2 protein-coding genes and 2 pseudogenes are annotated in these 3,112 nt (G+C 63.2%); 3 read left to right on the top strand and 1 reads right to left on the bottom strand.

Translation table 11 applies throughout. The features are described 5' to 3' along the window. Positions 1-437: pseudogene (locus NKH70_RS35535) on the top strand (ATP-binding protein); the annotation flags it as partial. A 121-nt stretch (positions 438-558) separates the two neighbouring features. Here NKH70_RS35535 and NKH70_RS35530 read toward each other — a convergent pair. After that, positions 559-2,145, bottom strand: coding sequence for a serine hydrolase (locus NKH70_RS35530; RefSeq protein ID WP_352721522.1), 1,587 nt, complete (start codon positions 2,143-2,145; stop codon positions 559-561). Between the two features lie 279 nt (positions 2,146-2,424). On the opposite strand from NKH70_RS35530, the gene NKH70_RS35525 reads away from it, so the two are divergent. Both NKH70_RS35525 and NKH70_RS35520 read left to right on the top strand, forming a co-directional pair. Then, positions 2,425-2,559, top strand: coding sequence for a hypothetical protein (locus NKH70_RS35525; RefSeq protein WP_352721520.1), 135 nt, complete (start codon positions 2,425-2,427; stop codon positions 2,557-2,559). A gap of 261 nt (positions 2,560-2,820) precedes the next feature. Continuing rightward, positions 2,821-3,112 (top strand): annotated as a pseudogene (locus tag NKH70_RS35520) (ATP-binding protein); the annotation flags it as partial.

Genomic DNA, 3,112 nt, shown 5'->3' with positions numbered 1-3,112 from the left:
TCTATCAGGAGTTCGTGGTCCGCTGCCGCATCGAGGGCCTCGCCTCGGTCGTGCCGGACCTGCCGGAGTTCCGCCGCATGCTGACGCGCGCCCGCGCCGGCCTCGGCTCCGACATGGCCGGCGGTGACGCATGGCAGGACGTCTCGGCGCGCGCCTCGCTGCTGCCCGAGGATATGCAGGGCGTGTTCATGATGATCGCCCGCGCGGCGAAGGAAGGCTGGCCCTGCCCGAGCGACGCGGCGATCGCCCGCGCCTACGGCTCGCACTCGCTACGCCGCGCCCGGCGCCTGCTGACTTACATCGAGGAGCAGGGGCTGATCGTGTGTCAGCTCGACGGGGTTGGCCGGCGGACGGTGACGCTGGTGGAGCTGGCCTGGGCGACGGCGCCGGGCGATCCCAATGCCGAGGAGGCGGAGCAGGGGAGGCTGGCGGGGTGATGGCTGCTGCGGTTTAAGCGAAAGCTGACGTCGCTCAACATCACCAAAGCGCCAAGAGCGCTCATTGCCGAACCACTACTCAGACGTCGCGTTTTGAGCTGAGCACCCGACGCCTCCACCCCTACCTCTGAAAATGCCCCAACCCGTTCTCATTCAGATAGTCCACCGTCATCACCCGCGCGTGAATGCTGCCGGGGGAACCGACGAACGTCACCGATGACAGCGAGCCGATCGGCGCGTTCTCGCCGCGGGGGGTGAGGGCATAGGTGTCGCCGTCCCAGTGTTCGAGCGTGAATCGCATGGGCTTGGGGCCGAGTTCGAGCACCAGCTTTTCGCCATCAGCCAGCACGTTGGCGGTGTCGAAATAGTTGCTCGTATATTCGCCGGCGTAGAAGGATGGACTGCGCGCCTTGGCGGGGTTCGTCGGCTTGTCCTTGCCGGCGAGGTCGCCCACTGGCTTGTAGTAGCCCATGAACCGCGGCTTGATGTAGGGATACCAGTCGCGGGTCACCTGGCCATATTGCACGATGTCCATAAAGCTGGCGGCGACCGCCTCGGCGGCGCCGACGGGGGAGCCGTTGGTGAGCACGACGATACCGACATCGGCCGAGGGCAAGACCTGGAAGGTGGTGCCGGCGCCGAGCAGGAAGGCGCCGGAATGGCCCATGGTTGTGCGGCCATTGGCGTTCACCCCCACATTGAAGCCATAGCCATAGGAGCTGGCCCGCGTATCGGGCGTCTCGCCGCGGTAGGTCACGATCTGCGGTGTGATGGCCGGCTGCAGGATCTTCGGGTCGATCATGGGCTGGCCGTTATACGCGCCGTCGGCAAGCAGCAGGATCATCCACTTGGCAAGATCCTGGGCGCTGGAGGAGACGCCGCCCGCCGGCGCCTGCTGGTCGGGATCGCGGTCGTAGAGCGGCTTGAAGACATTGTCCGCGACGCGCGCATGCAACAGGGCGCGGTCGTTGCCGGCGGCAATGAAGTCCTTGTGCAGGTAGCTGCTCGAACGCATGCCTAGTGGATCGAACAGCAGGCTCTTGGCCAGCGGCTCCCAAGGCTGTTTCTCGGCATGGGCCACCGCCTCGGCGCCGATCGTCGTGCCGAAGTTGGCGTAGTGATAGGAGATGCGGAAGAGATCGAGCGGCACCATCCATAGGCTGCCGACGATCTGCTTGCGTTGGAAGCCGAGATCCTCGAGCTCGTCGCCCGCCGCCATCGGCAAGCCCGAGCGATGGGCGAAGAAATCGCCGATGGTGGCGTTGCCCGAGACATAGTCGAGATTGAGGCGGAAGCCATCCCAGATCTTGCCGACCGGGGTATCCCAGTCGAAGCTGTGGTCCTTCGTCATGGCGATGGCGGCCACCGTGGCCGAGATCGACTTCGACACCGAGGCGACCTGGAAGATGGTGGTGCTGCTGACCTTAGAGGTGTCGTCCCGGTTGTCGCGAAGGCCATAGCCTTCGTCAAAGATCATCTTGCCGCCATGCACCACCGCCACGGCGAAGCCGGGAACGTTGGATGCGTCCGCGACTTTCTTGACGATGTCCGGCAGGGCGGCCACCGCCTTCTCGACGCCGTCGGGATACAGCTGCATAGCATCCTGCGGCGGCGATGGCCCAAGCTCCGGCACGTTGGACTGCGCGGCTGCCATGGCGGGCAGCATGGTAACGAGAGAAAGTACCAGGAGAGCAGCGACTTTCTTCATTGCATGTCCTCAAACTTGCACCGATGATCGGACCATACGCGGCAAGATGAAAGATGGTTACGGCTATTTTCTACCGATATGTTTAAGTTCCAAAGATCAGACAGAGACGGCGGCTGCGCGTCATGTGATTTCGGGACCTGGTGAAGTATCCGCGTTACCTACGCGGGCGGCAATTGGACGGCGGGAGAACGTCAACATTCCAAGCCCGGGCGGCATCCAATCAGGAGTTGTTCGCCAACGGGCTGGCGGCCAACCAGAAAGTCATCGAAAGCCAATTACATGGCCCATCGCGAGGTCTACGGCCTGCTGCATGGGGTCCTGATGGTCAAGGGGCCGGGACGCTTCGTCTTGACCGATCTTGCTTGCGGCAAGTGGGCCGAAAGCTGCCCTTCCGCTTTCGGGACGAACGCCTGATTCAGATCCAAACTATTGCACCAAGCCACTCCCGCCCTGCTGCTACTTCTTGCTTAATCAGAGATCTGACCGTGCCCGCATAAGGTTTTGTGCGTTGTCCCATTGCCACGATGAGTTCTAGATTCTCCTTGTAGCTGAGGCGGGCAAAGTTAGCCGCTTTCACCTCGCCCTCGGCCTCCGCAGTATTAAGCCGTCGATACCAAGCTTCGCAGCGCTCGACCAATTGTACAAGTTGTGCACAGATTTGAGAACGTGCTCGCACTAGGCGGGATGATTGAGGTCGCCCGCGACCACTGGTACCCGATGCTGGTGGTGGTCGACGAGGCGCAGCTGTTCGCGCCGGCGGTTGCCGGCGAGGTTTCAGACGAGGCGCGCAAGCTCTCGCTCGGCGCCATGACCAATTTGATGTGCCGTGGCCGCAAACGCGGGCTTGCCGGTATCATCGCCACCCAGCGGCTGGCCAAGCTTGCCAAGAACGTCGCCGCCGAGGCTTCCAATTTCCTCATGGGCCGGACCTTCCTCGACATCGACATGGCGCGCGCCGCCGACCTTC

The organism is Mesorhizobium sp. M0991 (assembly GCF_040318915.1).
Taxonomy (GTDB): domain Bacteria; phylum Pseudomonadota; class Alphaproteobacteria; order Rhizobiales; family Rhizobiaceae; genus Mesorhizobium.
The sequence above is the reverse complement of the archived record's forward strand: the minus strand, read 5'-3'. Positions and strand labels throughout refer to the sequence as shown.

Excerpts from the sequence above, each read along its gene's own strand:
- NKH70_RS35530 (WP_352721522.1), bottom strand. The coding sequence starts at position 2,145 with ATGAAGAAAGTCGCTGCTCTCCTGGTACTTTCTCTCGTTACCATGCTG.
- NKH70_RS35525 (WP_352721520.1), top strand. The coding sequence starts at position 2,425 with ATGGCCCATCGCGAGGTCTACGGCCTGCTGCATGGGGTCCTGATGGTC.